Source organism: Arthrobacter sp. HMWF013 (genome assembly GCF_003061105.1).
Taxonomy (GTDB): Bacteria; Actinomycetota; Actinomycetes; order Actinomycetales; family Micrococcaceae; genus Arthrobacter.
This window is the reverse complement of sequence record NZ_QAIQ01000249.1, coordinates 1-14,848: the sequence shown is the minus strand read 5'-3', so window position 1 is coordinate 14,848 and position 14,848 is coordinate 1. Positions and strand designations below refer to the sequence as shown.

Here is a 14,848-nt window from a genome sequence, read left to right as displayed (position 1 = left end):
GGGATAGCCGCATCGATCCGCACCGAGATGTTCCGGGTGCGCTCCCTGCTGGGCGATGCGGTGGCGTCGAACCCTTACCGTCTGGTTGCCGGCCTCGCCGGGTGTTCCGATGCCGGGCGCGTGCTGCGGCTGCTTCGCCAGGGCAGGGTGGCCGAGGCTTTGGACGCCTACCGCGCTCCCCTGCTCAGCCGCTCCGGAACCATGGCTGTGCAGCTCCTGCGGGACCGGCTGGACCTGGCGCTGGGCGCGGCCGTGCGGTCAAGCGGTGACGCTGGTCTGATCAGTCGTTGGCTGTCCACGGATATGGGCTCTGGGGATTCCTTGGCAATGGAGGCGCTGGGGCGGTTGGGCCGCGAGCGTAGTGTCACCGGCCGATAATCAGTCTGGCCGGGAATAGGAGGACCCCGACGCGGTCCGCTCGAGCAGCCCGAAGTCCACAAGGTAGCGGCGCAGCAGCACCACGTCGTCCGTGTAGCCCAGCAGCCGCTCATTGACCTGCCTTTCGGTGAGGTCCTCCCCCGGCTGGATGGCTTCACCGACGATCCAGGCGAGGAGCTCGCGCCGGTCCGCCGCACTGGCCGGGTACCTGTCGATCCGGCCCAGGCGCAGGAAACGGTCCACGCCGGTCTTCGGCTGGCGTTTTGGCTGCTGGGACAGGAGATTGTGGAAGATGGTCTCCGAGGCCTGATAGCCTCTGCTTCCCGTCCGCTCCACCAGCCCGGCCTCCAGCAGAATGGCGATGGCCCGGTGGCGGCGCTGCTCCTTCACACCGGCAAGGGCCTCCTCACCGAGCACGATCTGCGCGTACGCGGTCCGCGCATCCCGGTTGGCGAGCGCCGCCATCACCCTGCGCCAGTGCGGTCCGCTGTGAGCGGCCGGTCCGTTCATTTGCCTCCACCTCCACCTGCTGTTCGGAGCCGCCCCCTAACGGGACGGGATGACCGCGGCGACCGCTTCGACCGCTGAGCGGGGGCTCGTCAGGACGGGAGTCGCGAGCCCGGCCAGCAGGGCGGCGGCAGGTTCCATGCTCGCCTGGGCGAGGACGACGACGTCGCAACGGCCTGAGAGCGCGAGGGCCGCCTCCGCGATGCGGGAGCGGTAGCCCTCCGCACCTCCGCTGAGGAACACATCCCATGCGCCGTCCACCACGGTGACCTCAACGGAGATGTTGGCTCCCGCGTCTGCGGCCTCCTCGGCGAGGACGCGCGTGGTCGGCTCGACGGTGCTGGTGAGCGCCGCGAGGACACCGATCCGCGGGCCGAGGGTGACGGCCCGGCGAAGCATCGGCCGGTCGATGCGGATCACGTCGAGACCATCTCCTGACAGCTGTTCCGCCACCTCGCCGAGCGTTGAGCAGGTGCAGAGGATTACTTCGCATCCGGCCTCCCGGAGCTCGGAAAGGTGGCCGGCCACGAGGGCGCGCACGCGCTCCGCTGTTCCGTCCTGCCTGGCAAGCTCCAGAGCTTCGGGATCCACCCGGTGCACCGTGCGGGCGGCGGGTATGAGCTCCCGGGACAGGGCCTCGAACGTCGCCACGTGAACCTGTGAAGTGTGAAGGAAGCCGACGGTGCGGGGACCGCCGGGACGGAGTTCGGTCATGGGCCTGACTTTAACAGAGCAGGGCCACCGTGCCCCTGCCCGGAGGCCCGCCGCCGGAAACCGGATCCATTGTGCGCCGTAAGGGGCGGGCGTTACGATGCTGCCGGGGAGAGGTCCTGGTCCGCCGCAACGAGCGTTAGGGGCCCAGCAATGACCGACTTCTTCACCATGCAGCCCGGCGAGACCGCGGCGCCGTTGCCGCCGGGGCCCGTCCTGTGCACCGGGACCGCGGGCATGCGGCGCATCCACCGCTTCTTCGTGTGGGCCTATGGCGAGGCGCCCGGGCTGGTGCGTTCGGTGGCGCCCGGGGATACCGCCCGCGCAGCGTACGTGGGCGAAGTCCTGGGGAACTTCGACAAGGTCCTCCACACGCACCACGAGGGCGAGGACCTGCTGATGTACCCGCCGCTGGGCGAGCGGGCACCGGCGTGCGCATTGCACATCGGGCAGATGCTTGCGCAGCACAGGCAGGTCACAGAAAAGCTGGAGGGCATCGAGCCGGTCCGCCTCCGTTGGCTGGAGACCGCAGACGCAGAAACCGGCCGGGAACTCGCGGAACGCTACGAGGAGCTGTCTGCCATCCTGAATGTGCACCTGCGCCGCGAGGTCACCGAGGTCATGCCCGCCGTGGACAGGGTGATGACCGAGGAGGAAATGAACGCTGTAGGTCAGCACGGGATCAAGAAGTTCGACAAGAAGTTCATGGTCGCCTACCTCGGGATGGTGCTGGCCACCAATCCGCCGGCAGACCGGAAGGAACTGTTCAAGGAGATCCCCGCGCCGGTCCGCCTCGCCTACAAGCTTGTGGGGCGCCGAATGTACCGGAAGCAGTACTCCACCCTGTTCCCGGGACGCGAGGTTCCTGAGACACTGTAACTTCCGCCTCCCAGCGCGTCGCGATGATGTTCGACTGACGGGCGGCTGGTGCTCGGCGGTTTAGGTTGTTCCAAATAACGAACATTTTCACCAGTCGGCAGAATGAGCGAAATTTTGAACATTCCGCGCTTTTGACGATATGATCAATATATGGAACATGAGGAGCTAACCCCGTTCTACCGGGCCGTCGATGCACCCTCGCTGGGAAGAGCCATCAGCGACGCCCGCAAGGAAGCTGGCCTGACGCAGCAGGACCTGGCCAGCAAGCTCAACGTAACCCGTGGGACCATCGTCCGGCTGGAGCACGGAGAAGCAGTCTCACTGATCGTAGCCATGCAAGCCATCAGAATCCTCGGCCGTGACGTCGCGCTCGTCCCACGGTTTTCGAAGCTTCAGGTCCGCCGGTGAGCCGCAAAGCACTCGATGTCTACCTGCGCGGCATGCGGATTGGCGAACTGAAGGGCAGCGGGCTGCGCCTGTCCTTCCAGTACGACCGGAGAACCCTGGCCGAATATGGTGCCGGGTCCATCGTACTGTCCCTGTCCATGCCCGTGAGCCGGAACCAGTTCGACGGTCCGGAGGTCTACAACTACTTCGACGGGCTCCTGCCGGAGGGCCAGGTGCGGTCCCACATTGCCAAGGAAAATGGCCTGGCCACCCCGGATGCTTTCGGCCTGCTTCGAGTCCTCGGCGCCGACTGCGCCGGCGCCGTCCAAATCCTGCCGCCCGGCGACTCACCGGACGTCCCAGGCGCCGCAAAACCCATGGCCGACGATGAAGTCAGCTCCGTGGTGGAGTCGCTCCCGACCTGGGACCTGCCCGCAGACTTCCTGATAACCGCATCGCTGGGCGGCGTTCAATCCAAGGTGCTGCTGACCCGCGAGGAGAGCGGCTGGGCCTGGCCGGGCCGAGGAGCCGTCTCCACTCACATCATCAAGCCAGAACCCCTCGAATCGACTATTCCTGACCTGCTCACCTCAGAGGACTGGGCGCTGAGGACGGCAGCTGCCGCGGGCCTTCCCGCCGCGACGGCTCACCTTCAGATGTTCGGCTCCCGCCAAGCCATCGTCGTAGACCGTTTCGACCGAGCACCGAACGGCAGTCGACTCCACCAAGAGGATTTCACCCAGGCCCTGGCACTGGCCAGCGAAGCGAAGTACGAGGGCACCGCGGCACCACCATCACGGCTGACCCGATTGGTCAGTGCGGCTGCACCCCACACCCGCGACGACGACGTCTTCCGCCGGGACCTGCTCAAGGCTGTCGCCTTCAACCTGGCCATCGGCAACGGTGACGCCCACTCCAAGAACTACTCCCTCGTCTTGCGTGATGGCGGCGAAGTGCTGCTCGCACCCCTCTACGATGTGGCGCCCACGCTGCTGCTCTACGCGCCGAGCAACAACGCAGGCCATGCCGTCTCCGGGCAGATCCGGCTGGGCTACATCACACTTGAACACCTCGTTCGGGAAGGGACAGCCTGGGGCATGGAGGAGGACGACGCACGGCACACTGCAGTGTCGGCATTGGAAGCCACCGCGGCGGCAGCCTCCGCGACTCATGCCGCTGAGGGGCTGCGCTTCCTCATGGAGCTCGTGCCTGCCCGCGTCAACGACCTGCTGGGCGGCGGCACCGCCCGGCGGGCCCTCCGCCAGGAACCCGCCTAGCCAAGGAACGTGCTCGCCGTCCGCAGGTACGGAGCGCGGCACAGCCCGAAAATTCTTGCCGTGAGTGAGGATTGAGCCATGGGAAAGCGCATCCGAGGCCTAAGAGCCGCGATCTACAAGCAGGCTCCGTCCGTTCGGCCGATCCAGGGGTCAGCCTCTTGAAGCAGATGAAGCTCCGGTATGCCGGGGCGTGTCGGCTGTGCGGCGCCTCTCTTCCGGCCCGGACCGAAGCCATCTATGAGAGCGAGACCAAGACTGTCCGCTGCCTGGAGTGTGCCACCGAGGCTACGGAAATCACGTCCCTCGAATTGGAACCTTCCGTTGAGTCGCTTTCCACTGAGCCCGGAATAGCCGGGTCGTCCGCCCGACGCGAATATGAGCGCCGCAAGGCGAAGGACGAGGAAAAGCTCCGCGACAAGTGGGGCCGCTTCGGTGGCCTCGCAGTCGCCCTATCTGACGAGCGCCAGCCCACCAAGGCCTGGGATCGAGGCGCTGTTGGTGAGGAACGCCTCGGCGCTCGTCTCAATGCTCTGGCCGGCGATGACCTGGCTGTCCTCCACGACCGGCGAATCCCCGGCTCGAAGGCCAACATTGACCATATCGCCATCACTCCCGGTGGAATCTGGGTGATCGACGCCAAGCGCTACAAGGGCAGGCCTGAACTGAAGATCGAGGGTGGCATCCTTCGCCCACGCGTTGAGAAGCTCCTCGTTGGCCGGCGTGACTGCACAAAACTTGTCGATGGGGCGCTCAAACAGGTCGACATCGTGCGCGATCTCGTGGGGGATGTTCCGGTCACAGGGGCGCTGTGCTTCGTCGAAGCAGACTGGCCCCTGATCGGGGGCGCATTCTCGACTCGTGGGGTTCAAGTGCTTTGGCCCAGACGGTTAGTCAAAGCGCTTAGTGAGCAGACAGCCGGCGACGTTGATATGGCGGCGATGCGTGAGTTGATAGCCTCGCGGTTTAAGTCTGCCTGACGTCCGGTCTCGATGTTCTGAGCTGTTCGGAAGGTGTCCAACAAGTTCCTGGTCGGCTACACGTCAAGCCTTTGAGGCGGCGAAACCTACTCCGTAGTTTGAATTTATCGATGCGGGAAGTAGCCGTCTACGAAGATCCCCTTGCGGCTCGACACTGCCCCGACTCGCCCTCACCCCGTGCGTCCGCAGGCAAGAAGTTCAGAGAAATCGCTATTCTTACCGAGAAGCCTTGGGCAGTCAGCCTTGGACGCCCAAGGGGCGGTGAACCGAATGGAGTTTTCTTGTCGAACGAACCGATCTTGCTCTTCTTGCACGGCGTTGGAGACGGCGACCAAGATGACAACTGGAAGGCCCGGCTCACCGCGACCTTGGTCCGCCTTGGCTACCCGGAGCTGAACACAGGGCGGGTGATCACCCCCAAGTACGCGCACGCGCTAAGGGGTTCAGACGACAAAGAACCGTTACCGGGCTTGACGATCAAACAGCCTTCCCGCGAGGTAGCCAAGAAGAACCGGCGAGACTTCGAGCGACGCATCGGAGCCGTCGAGTACAGATTGGGACGTCATGATCGGGGAGAAGGCTGGCTGGGCGGGGAGGCCGTCATAAACCTTGCCGTAGGGCTGCCGCCATTCGGCCAGGCAAGCAACTACATGAACAATCCTCAGATTCGCGCTCAAGTCCTGAACCGCATCCTCAAGACGCTCCCCGAGTCAGGGCGGCTCGTGATTGTGGGCCATAGCCTAGGCTCCGTGATCGCTGCCGACCTCGTGCGTCGATTGCCGGTCGGCCTCGATGTAGCCGGCATGGTGACCATCGGGAGTCCTCTGGCGAACGGCAACTTCAACGTCGACAAACTGCGGGAGACGCTCGAGGAGCCGCCGACCAACCTGGCATGGTGGGTAAATTTCTGGAATGTCCACGACCCTGTGGCGGCCCACCGTGGCGTCTCATCTGTTTTCCCTTGGATGATCGATTTTCGTATCAGGACGAAAATAGGGCCCCGCGTCCACGACGCGGTGGAATACCTCAACAATGAGAGCGTGGCTGCGGCCATCGGCTTCGCTCTGTTCGGGTCCAAATCGAAGGAGCTGGCGGGCATTGACGCCGGGCGCGAAATCGCTTTGGATCCCGCGGAACGACTGGCCATTACGGCGCTGAGGTATGCCTACCTCATGAAGATGAGACTGGAAGGCGACCAGAAGGATCGCTTCGCTGGCGCACTTCGACAAGTGCAAGCGGCCGTCGTCGACGACATCAGGAAACGGAATGTCGCTGAGGGCAGAACGATGCCATCAGCGATAGCACGCCTGGCATTCGACCTCTCCGATCCACACGCAACCGTGCCCGAGCCACTCCCGAGCAGCCATATGGCGAAGGACGACGCCGTTGTCCTTCTAACGGTCCTCGCAGCAGAGAACGTCATTCGGCCGTTCGAGATCTCGATCCCGAAGGACAAATGGCACGAGGCCATGAAAGATCTCACTGCCGAAATGGGACTGGGAAGCCAGTACGGCGCAGATGTGTTCACGGCCGCCAGACGTGCGCAGGAGGCACTGAGCGGCGGCTTCGGAGCCAACTTGATCAAGTGGGGCGCATTGGGTGCCGGCGCGGCGGCAATCGTCGTTGCCACCGGTGGCCTGGCGCTTGCTGCCGGCGCAGGTCTTGCAGGGGCCGCAGTGATCACCAGCGCGCTTGCGGCCTTTGGCCCCGGCGGCATGATCGGGGGCCTGATAACAGCGGGCACACTGGTCACTGCGGGTGGCGGGGGCATCGCATTCAGCCTTGCAAGCCCTGGAACCACCGCGGAAACGCTCGAAGCGGTTGTTGAGCGCCGGCTGGCTGCGGCAATCTTGCGGCAAAGGCAACGCCTCGAGCCGGATCCCTCCCTTTGGCGGGTCCTGGTTGAAACCGAGATCGAGGTGCGTCGTGAATATGAGCGGCTCGACGAATTTTCCGATGAATCGGCACAGTCCCTTAAGGAACTGAAGCGGAAGATCGAAGCCACCGAGCGAGCGCTGCAGTATCTGCGAGACAACGGCCTCGAACCGGCCGTCCCCGGTACCTCCGGCGAGGCGGCCTGAAGCTCAGGGCGGCCGGCCCGCGGAGGAGCGGCCCCTTCTAAGGAACCCCGGCCGCCGCTTCTGCCGCGGCCAAAGCCTGGGAAAACCTGTCCACCGCGAGCTTGTAGTCAACCGGATTCCCGATGGTTTTCTCGTGGTCGGCCGCGCGCATGGCCCTGACCATGGCCGCTGTCGTCGGGAGGGAGGTGTCGGACATCGCGGGGTAATCGAACTGCAGTTGCGGGTCCACCTCGTAGGTGAGCCACCGCCGTTTCAGCAGAGCGTGACGGTCGGCGGTTCTCCCGTGTTCCGTCACATCCGCCAGGGAAAGATGCGCCAGCAACGCGGCGTCCACCCCAGTAGCCAAGGAAACGCTCCTGACGGCCTCACGCTGGCGGCCAAGAGCCTGTTCAGTCCCCAGGGCCAGAGGCGTGACACCCTTCTGAACGAACTCGACGTTGAACTGGTAGGCCCGGATGTCCGCCGGCGTCATGAAGTCCAGTTCTCCCGAAGATTTGCTGGCCAGCTCTCTGGAGCCGTACGGGCTCGCAACGCTGCTCCGGGGAACCGGCCAGAAGTACTTTCCGCCGAAGAACCCGCCTACGACTGCAACCCAGAACAGCCAGTCAGGAGAATCCACTGATACTGCCCCGACAGCTGCACCTACCGTGGACGCTATGTGGCCACGTGTCAGGAGGATCTTGGTGCGGCCGAGCCTGTACACACGGCGGGGACGATCCAGTTGCTTCTCGTGGAATGCCTTGAGCCTGACAGCCCAGTCACTGGTGCTGCTCACCAGTCACGCTCCTCAGTCATGATGACGGCGGTACTGCCGTCGACGCGGACACCGTCGACATGCTGAGGCTCGGCATGGCCGCGCTAACCCGAACACCGGTGTAGGACATGACCGGTCCCGGTCCCCCTCACCAAGAATACTTGCGCTGGACGGCACGAAGTTACTTAGGCACGTCGGCCAGAGGTGCCGCTACTACGCGACCCGGCTGCGAAACTCGACCGGCTCTGCATCTGACACCGACCACTTCCGTCGTGGCATTCGGCCCTTAGTTGCCGCGTGCGGAAAGATGACAGGATGCCTCTGGAAAATCTGCTCACCAGCCTCAGTGCACTTCCCGTATCAGCATCGCGGGACGCGTATCTGCGTTTTCTGGATTCAGCCGGGGACGCCGCGTTGCGTCGACATGGCGGCCCCGAGCACGTCACGGGCTCCTGTTTCGTGTTTTCGCCCGCGTTCGATCATGTCCTCCTCTGTTTCCATCGCAAGGGACAGTTCTGGGTGCAGTTCGGCGGTCACGTGGAGGAGAAGGACGCATCTGTGGCGGAAGCCGCGCAGAGAGAGGCTCGCGAGGAGTCCGGAATTGGCGGCCTTGTCCTGCTTTCTCCCGCCATCATGGATCTTGACCGGCACGATCTGCATGGCGGATTCTCCTGTACCGCGCATTGGGATGTTGGGTTCGCGGCGGCCATCGCCCCGGATGTCGAGATCTCGGTGAGCGACGAAAGTGAGGACGTCCGCTGGTTCCCGATCGACGAATTGCCAGCGCAAGCGCCGGCCGGCTTCGGCACCCGCCTGGAACGCGTCAGGCGCACGGCCATGTCACTGTTAGATATGGATCCTTCGCCGGACCGTGGACATTTTTGCGAGCCAATCAGCCGGTAAGCCGGTCGCATCTGGGTCGACATCGATGCCGAACAAACGCCGAGGCGACCGGAATCCCCCTAACAACCTGTGACCTGAGCCACCTCTCTCAAAGTTAAAGATTCAACCTTACTTACTTTCTGTAAATAACATATGAGAAGCCACTCATGCTTGTCATATTCGAGATTGCATCTCGTCCTAACACCTGAAAACCTTTTCCTTCTGCCATATTTGAGCCATGACAACACCAGAGTTCCCTGGGGCGGACTCACAGCAGACTTCGCCCAACCACCCACCTCTCTCGCAGCCGGATCATGGAGCGTCAACGCAGACCCTTCCGCCCCGGCCGACAAAGGCAAAGAAGCCGATGAACGTGGTCGGGCTCATCGCCCTCATCACCGCTGTGCTCGGATTCATCTTCGCCTGCACGCCCGGAGCCCTCATCGTCGGCTGGGTACTGCTCCCGATCGCATTCATTCTGGCTCTCGTTTCACTGTTCTTGCGGGACAAACCCAAGGGCATGGGCATCGCTGCCTTGATCCTGTCAATCGTCGGAACAATTGTCGGGTTCGTCGTATTCTTTTCCGTCGTTGGGTCGGCGGCCAGCGACGCATTTGGCAGCGGCGATACCAAAGTCGTAGCACCGTCCGGGGAAGCAGCCGCCCCTGCCGGTGGCGCAGCGGAAGCCCCCGCTGCCAAAACCGGGACCCGCGAAAGCCCACATCCGCTCGGCTCGGTCATTGAGTCCAAGGACTGGCGCGTCGTGGTCAACTCGGTCACCCTCGCCGCCACAGACGCTGTTGTCGCTGCCAACCAATTCAATGACCCGCCTGCCGCCGGTTCGGAGTACATCCTCGTGAACTACTCCGTCACCTACATCGGTGATGACGCTAACGGGCAGACGCCCTCGTTCGTGTCAGTCGAATACGTGACAGCAGACGGCACGACAGTGAACAGCTACGACAAGTCCGTCGTAGAGCCGGATCCCATCAGCTCGAACGCGCTCTACAAGGACGGCTCGGCAACAGGCAATGTGGCCTTTCACGTGCCGTCGGCCACCGCTGGTCAAGGCGTTCTTGCCATCAGGCCCGGCATGTTCGGTGACAAGGTATTCGTCGCAGTTAAGTAGATCTCAGAGAAAGTCCGCGAAGCCCCGGTTCAAGATGAACCGGGGCTTCGCCGCGCTTCGAGCGTTGTGTCGGACGACGACGCCGCCCCGGGTCAGGTGCAGAAGTTCCGGGGTGCCAGGAGGTCGAGGCTGCGGTGGTCACCGCCGGCAGTAGCCCCGCGGTAACGAGCCAAGCGCCCCTCGTAGGATGGGCATATGACGGCACCTCAAACTTATGTCAGCTTTCCCGGAACAGCCCGTGAAGCGCTCGGCTTCTACGCGGACGTTTTTGGCGGGGAACTATCCCTGTACACGTACGCGGAATTCAGCCGCAGCGACGGGCCGCCCGACGCCATCGCCCACGGAGTACTCAGCGGCCCGGTCGCTTTGGCCGGATCGGATGCGGCGGCCGGCGAGAAGAGCGTCCGGCTCGAGGGGATCATGCTCTCGCTGCTCGGGACAGCCGAACCGGAAGTTCTCCACGAGTGGTTCGACAAGCTTGCGGTCAACGGTAAAGTTATCGACCCCCTGGCCCCGAAGCCCTGGGGTGCCTCTGATGGCCAGGTCGTTGATCGTCACGGACTGCACTGGCTGATCGGGTACGAGCCCGCGTCCTGAGCAAGGCGCAATTGCCGGCGCACTCAGGGCCTTCAAACCGAAATTGGCGCTAACCCAATCGAGGGTCGGGAAGCTAAAATAGACCATGTTGGTCTTCCCAGCCATCGGACTCCTTCTTTGGATCGGCTTTCTTTTTTCCGTTCTGGTCCTCTGTGGCATCGTCTGGGTCTTTTGCCAGTTGGTGTCCGGGATCCTGTACGTCATAGCGCCGCCAAAAAAGAAAACAGTTTCCAGCCTCAGGCGGGTCCCACCCCGCGTCCAACTCCGCGGCCCCGACCGGGCTCCCACGCGGCCAGCGCCCAGGACAGCACCCCCCGTGAGCAACGTCGCAACACGGCCGCCACAAACTCTGTCCCCGTCAGACATCTGGCCCAAGTGGACCCCGGCCCACCGGCGCTACGTGGACGAGGAGCTGGCCCTCTGGCAGGAGCAGTTCGACGCCCTGAGCTCCCGCAGATAGGGTTCACGCAACAGTTCTTGTCGCGCAGTTAACTGTCCATTCACACGGCACTCACAACACGTCCAACCGGCCTCCGTACGGTCGGATGCATGGACAACATTTCACGCAGATCCCTCCTGACCGCCGGCCTCGGGGCCGGGCTCGTCGCCGCCTGGCCGGGTGCCGCCGTCGCGGTTTCCACCGCGGACGACGCCGGCCTCCGCACCGATCCGTTCCTGCTGGGCATCGCCTCCGGCGAGCCGTGGCCGGACGGCTTCGTGATCTGGACCCGGCTGGCGCTAAACCCGGTGGCCGAAGACGGCCTCGGCGGGATGCCCAACCGCAACGTCGCGGTGGCGTGGGAAGTCGCCGAAGACGCAGGCATGCGCACGGTGGTAGCCCGCGGCGTCGAGCAGGCCCGGATCGAAACCGCCCACTCCGTGCACGTGGAGCTGAAGGGGCTGCGCCCGGGGCGCGAATACTTCTACCGGTTCCGCGCCGGCCGGCACATCAGCCCGGTGGGGCGCACCCTGACCAGCCCGGCGCTGCACGAGACGCCGGCGGCACTGGCCATGGCGTTCGCCAGCTGCGCGCAGTACGAGCACGGCTACTTCACCGCCTACTCGCGGCTGGCACAGGACCACCCGGACCTGGTGCTGCACCTGGGTGACTACCTGTACGAGTACAAGAAGGACAGCTACGTGATCGGGGGCGGCAACCCGCGCGACCACGAGGGCCCGGAGACCACCAGCCTGGCCGGCTACCGGCAGCGGCACGCACAGTACAAGTCCGACGCCGACCTGCAGGCTGCGCACGCGATCGCACCCTGGCTGGTGGTCTGGGATGACCACGAGGTGGACAACAACTGGGCGGACGAGATCCCGGAGAACAGGGATGCCGCTCAGCTGAACGACACCACCGAGCGGTTCCGGCAGCGACGCACCGCCGCGTTCCAGGCGTACTACGAGAACATGCCGCTGCGGGCCTCGTCCGTCCCTGCCGGGTACGACATGAAGATCTACCGCACCATCCAGTGGGGCCAGCTGGCCAACTTCCACATGATGGACACCCGGCAGTACCGCGACGACCAGCTCGCCGGCGACGGCTGGAAGAAGAACGTCACCGAACGCCTCGCCGAGGACCGCACCATCACCGGCGCCGAACAGGAGAAATGGCTGCTGGACGGCTTCAAAAACTCCACCCAGCGCTGGGACATCCTGGGCCAGCAGGTCTTCTTCGCCGAAAAGGACAGGAACGCCGCCCCGGAGATAGACGACGTCTCCATGGACGGGTGGGACGGCTACGCCTCCTCCCGCCGCCGCATCACCCAGGGCTGGGTGGACGCCAACGTCCGCAACGCCGTCGTCCTCACCGGCGACGTCCACCGCAACTGGGCCAACGACGTCAAGGTGGACTACAGGGACCCCGCATCCCCCGTGGTCGGCTCCGAACTGGTCTGCACCTCCATCACCTCCACCGGCAACGGCTCAGGCTCCACCGTGGACCCGGTCATGCCCTGGAACCCGCACCTGAAGTTCTACAACGACAACCGTGGCTACGTGAACACCACCATCACCCGCGAGGCGATGACAGCCGACTTCCGGGTCCTGGACTACGTCACGACGCCGGGATCCCCCGTCAGCACAAAGGCCTCCTTCGCGATCCAGGACGGAGTGCCTGGGCTGGTGGCACGCGGCTGACCTGCAGTAAGACCGTTACGACGTCGGCGGGGTGGCCAGCAATCTTGCTGAGCGCCCCGCCGTAGTTGTTCCGTCTGCCGTGGCTGAATGTGCAGGTAGGGTGTGTCGCATGACTCAGGAAGAGGTCCGCGGCAGAATCGAGGCCTTCGTGGCCGATTTCCACACCAGATGGCAGCGATCCGGCACGTCGCCGGGGATGTTCGCCTTCGACCCCGGCGTGTTCGAAGCGTGGGCCAACGAGTTGGCGGCCTTGGTGGCCACCCATGGCACGCCGGGGATGCGCACCGGCCAGGAAGGTGCAATGAGTTCCACTCCCGCGCACCAACCGGACGCCGAACAAATCACCGGCATCGAGGTTGACGGGGACACTGCGACGGTCCGGTCGGTCATGCACGCCGCAGGGAACAACACCTCCTACTACAAGTACCGGTTGCTGCGCGGCGGTGACGGCTGGCGGATCACCCACCTCTCGGCCTTCCTCGACCCGCCCGGCAAAGCGCTGATCGATCCGGCGGCCGCCAAGGCACTCCTGCTCAGTGCAACACCTGAAGCCGCGCTCCCCGACCTGCCGCCCCATCTGGAGCTCGACTTTCCGGGGTTGTTTACAGCCGGCCGTGTGGTGGCACCGTTCGGCAACCCGGCGCAGCTCGACGTCGTCCACCTTGGTGAGCTCACCTGCGCCTCCGGTGTGCTTACGGTCCTGGACCTTGGTTCCGTCGACGCACATTTCGCTCCTCTGGCGCGGCGGATAACGCCGGGGACGTACGCCGTCGATGTCGCCACCGTGGCGGAGATGACCGTCGCAGTAAGGCTGCGGCTCTCGGAGGCGCCAGCGGTCAGCTGGAACCCCGCCGGGTTCACCGACGGCACGGAAGGTGTAGGGGTCGACGCCGGGAACGTCGCCATCCTCGACGCCGGGTCGCTGGTGGGATGCCAGGCCCAGCACATCGAGGAGCTGTTTCAAGAGCACGCGGAATTGCTCATGGGAGCACCGGGCACAATGTTCGGCCTCGCCGGAGAGGTGGTGGATGCGGCCGTGGTCTCTAGCGGGTACGGCGACGGTGCTTACCCGTGCTACTGGGGTGTGGCCGCCGACGGAAGCCTCACCTCGCTCGTTGTCGATTTCCGGGTCCTTGCCGAGGACATCCTCAGCACCAGCCGGGTGCAGTTCCAACCCGGCGCCGTCGGCACCCCGGAACTCGCCGGCCTCGACCTGCAGATCACCACGGAAGGCGGCTCGTTCGTCATCAGCAGCAGAGGCGAGCGCATCACAGGCCTCCGGGTGCTGGCGCCGGACGGCGAACTCCTGATGGACGGAGACCGGCTAGGCACCTTCGTCACGGGAGGCAGGTCCAGCAAGACGTGGAACCCGGAGGCGCCTCCCCCGCCCGGCGCGGTACTCGAGCTCACCCAGTACCTCGGGTACCGGCACATCTAAGCATCAGTCGAAGGATCCGGTGATGCCGTGGATCGGGCACCTGAAGATCTATAACGACAGCCGCGGCCAGGTGAACACCGCCCTCACCCGCGATGCGATGAAAGCGGACTTCCGCGTCCTGGACCACGACGACGCCGGGATCCCCCTACAGCACTAAGGCCTCCTTTTTGATTCGCGACGGAGTTCAGGGGCTCCTCGCAAGGTAGGACCTGTCGACGCTCCGTGTGTTCAGCCCCAATTCGCCACCGGCCTGGCGGATTCCTGGCGCCGCTCCTCGGCCCTGAGCATCAGGCCGGATCACCACAGTCCCCGGCACCTGCACGATATTTCCGACGTCCTGGAGCTCCGACGGGAGCACCGGCTGCAGCAGGTGATGCCGGCGCTGCAGGACCTGCTGGCCGACGATTCCAGTTCCGGCCGACATCTTCTGGTGCTCACCAACGCCACGGGTGAGATCCTGTGGCGGGTGGGCAGCCGGGAGGCGCTGCGCCGGGCGGACCGGCGGGAGTTCTCCGAGGGGGCGGACTGGTCTGAGGCCGGGATCGGCACCAATGCCATCAGCGAGGCGCTGGTTAGCGGCGGGCCGGTGCAGCTGTTCTCCGCCGAACACCTGGTCCGCACCCACCACGACTGGGCCTGCACGGCGGCGCCCATCACTAACCCGGTCACCGGCGCGCTGCTCGGCGTGCTGGACGTTTCAGGACCGCTGGAC

16 protein-coding genes and 2 pseudogenes are annotated in these 14,848 nt (G+C 64.7%); 14 read left to right on the top strand and 4 right to left on the bottom strand.

Going from position 1 to position 14,848, the window contains the following annotated elements:
• Positions 1-378: pseudogene (locus DBR22_RS10165) on the top strand (transcriptional regulator); the annotation flags it as partial.
• Here the strand turns inward: DBR22_RS10165 and DBR22_RS10160 are convergent.
• Both DBR22_RS10160 and DBR22_RS10155 read right to left on the bottom strand, forming a co-directional pair.
• Positions 379-888, bottom strand: a complete 510-nt coding sequence (locus DBR22_RS10160; protein WP_258229126.1) for a DUF2087 domain-containing protein — start codon at positions 886-888, stop codon at positions 379-381. It lies immediately after the preceding pseudogene.
• 36 nt (positions 889-924) lie between these two features.
• Positions 925-1,599: an aspartate/glutamate racemase family protein gene (locus tag DBR22_RS10155; protein WP_108598921.1), complete on the bottom strand. Its 675-nt coding sequence runs from the start codon at positions 1,597-1,599 to the stop codon at positions 925-927.
• Positions 1,600-1,749: 150 nt separating this feature from the next.
• On the opposite strand from DBR22_RS10155, the gene DBR22_RS10150 reads away from it, so the two are divergent.
• The 5 genes from DBR22_RS10150 to DBR22_RS10130 all read left to right on the top strand — a co-directional run bounded on the left by DBR22_RS10150 (position 1,750) and on the right by DBR22_RS10130 (position 7,197).
• On the top strand, positions 1,750-2,475 hold the full coding sequence (locus DBR22_RS10150; RefSeq protein ID WP_108598920.1) for a hemerythrin domain-containing protein: 726 nt from the start codon (positions 1,750-1,752) through the stop codon (positions 2,473-2,475).
• A gap of 150 nt (positions 2,476-2,625) precedes the next feature.
• On the top strand, positions 2,626-2,883 hold the full coding sequence (locus DBR22_RS10145) for a helix-turn-helix transcriptional regulator (RefSeq protein WP_108598919.1): 258 nt from the start codon (positions 2,626-2,628) through the stop codon (positions 2,881-2,883).
• Entirely contained in the window at positions 2,880-4,139 is a 1,260-nt protein-coding gene (locus tag DBR22_RS10140) for a HipA domain-containing protein (protein WP_108598918.1), read from the top strand. The genes DBR22_RS10145 and DBR22_RS10140 overlap by 4 nt, the downstream gene beginning before the upstream one ends.
• A gap of 167 nt (positions 4,140-4,306) precedes the next feature.
• Positions 4,307-5,116, top strand: coding sequence for a nuclease-related domain-containing protein (locus DBR22_RS10135; RefSeq protein WP_108598917.1), 810 nt, complete (start codon positions 4,307-4,309; stop codon positions 5,114-5,116).
• A 281-nt stretch (positions 5,117-5,397) separates the two neighbouring features.
• The gene (locus DBR22_RS10130) at positions 5,398-7,197 is read left to right on the top strand and encodes an alpha/beta hydrolase (protein ID WP_108598916.1); all 1,800 of its coding nucleotides are present in this window, start codon (positions 5,398-5,400) and stop codon (positions 7,195-7,197) included.
• Positions 7,198-7,234: 37 nt separating this feature from the next.
• On the opposite strand, the gene DBR22_RS10125 is transcribed toward DBR22_RS10130, so the two are convergent.
• Positions 7,235-7,972, bottom strand: a complete 738-nt coding sequence (locus DBR22_RS10125; RefSeq protein ID WP_108598915.1) for a hypothetical protein — start codon at positions 7,970-7,972, stop codon at positions 7,235-7,237.
• A gap of 294 nt (positions 7,973-8,266) precedes the next feature.
• On the opposite strand from DBR22_RS10125, the gene DBR22_RS10120 reads away from it, so the two are divergent.
• The 7 genes from DBR22_RS10120 (at position 8,267) to DBR22_RS10090 (ending at position 14,293) form a co-directional block, all read left to right on the top strand.
• Positions 8,267-8,854, top strand: a complete 588-nt coding sequence (locus DBR22_RS10120) for an NUDIX hydrolase (RefSeq protein WP_108598914.1) — start codon at positions 8,267-8,269, stop codon at positions 8,852-8,854.
• Positions 8,855-9,200: 346 nt separating this feature from the next.
• Positions 9,201-9,962, top strand: coding sequence for a DUF4352 domain-containing protein (locus tag DBR22_RS10115; RefSeq protein WP_108598913.1), 762 nt, complete (start codon positions 9,201-9,203; stop codon positions 9,960-9,962).
• Positions 9,963-10,157: 195 nt separating this feature from the next.
• Positions 10,158-10,559, top strand: coding sequence for a VOC family protein (locus tag DBR22_RS10110; protein WP_108598912.1), 402 nt, complete (start codon positions 10,158-10,160; stop codon positions 10,557-10,559).
• A gap of 316 nt (positions 10,560-10,875) precedes the next feature.
• Positions 10,876-11,019: a hypothetical protein gene (locus DBR22_RS23795; protein WP_181365116.1), complete on the top strand. Its 144-nt coding sequence runs from the start codon at positions 10,876-10,878 to the stop codon at positions 11,017-11,019.
• Between the two features lie 89 nt (positions 11,020-11,108).
• The gene (locus DBR22_RS10100; RefSeq protein WP_108598910.1) at positions 11,109-12,698 is read left to right on the top strand and encodes an alkaline phosphatase D family protein; all 1,590 of its coding nucleotides are present in this window, start codon (positions 11,109-11,111) and stop codon (positions 12,696-12,698) included.
• Positions 12,699-12,807: 109 nt separating this feature from the next.
• On the top strand, positions 12,808-14,136 hold the full coding sequence (locus DBR22_RS10095) for a DUF4241 domain-containing protein (protein ID WP_108598909.1): 1,329 nt from the start codon (positions 12,808-12,810) through the stop codon (positions 14,134-14,136).
• A 22-nt stretch (positions 14,137-14,158) separates the two neighbouring features.
• Positions 14,159-14,293 carry a hypothetical protein gene (locus DBR22_RS10090; protein WP_308810199.1) on the top strand — a complete coding sequence of 45 codons (135 nt, stop codon included), beginning with the start codon at positions 14,159-14,161 and terminating at the stop codon, positions 14,291-14,293.
• Positions 14,294-14,320: 27 nt separating this feature from the next.
• Here the strand turns inward: DBR22_RS10090 and DBR22_RS24450 are convergent, their stop codons facing one another.
• Positions 14,321-14,560, bottom strand: coding sequence for a hypothetical protein (locus DBR22_RS24450; RefSeq protein WP_258229127.1), 240 nt, complete (start codon positions 14,558-14,560; stop codon positions 14,321-14,323).
• A gap of 6 nt (positions 14,561-14,566) precedes the next feature.
• Here DBR22_RS24450 and DBR22_RS10085 point away from each other — a divergent pair.
• Positions 14,567-14,848 (top strand): annotated as a pseudogene (locus tag DBR22_RS10085) (transcriptional regulator); the annotation flags it as partial.